Consider the following 237-nt stretch of genomic DNA (forward strand, 5'->3'; position numbering starts at 1 on the left):
CCTCTCATACTCCTAACAAACGGCTTTTTATTTTTTGAATGATTAGTTTTATCAAAAATATCTCCCTTTAAGCTAAAAATATGATAAATTAAATCTATATTTCCATCATTTTGTTTTGTTGATAATTCTTTTATTAATTGACATCTATAAGTCAAAAAAATACAAAAAAAACAAGAAGAGAGAAGCAGAATGCAATCATCTTCTAATGAGAAATCGTCCCAGGAGTTACGTTTGAGC

Annotated in this window: 1 protein-coding gene; it reads right to left on the bottom strand. The window is 27.4% G+C overall.

What is annotated here, in order from left to right:
- Nucleotides 1–237, bottom strand: a 237-nt coding sequence (locus H6A07_RS10050) for a hypothetical protein (RefSeq protein ID WP_204814768.1), incomplete at both ends; no start/stop codon positions are given.

This window comes from Olsenella uli (assembly GCF_016899935.1).
GTDB classification, from domain to species: domain Bacteria; phylum Actinomycetota; class Coriobacteriia; order Coriobacteriales; family Atopobiaceae; genus Thermophilibacter; species Thermophilibacter uli_B.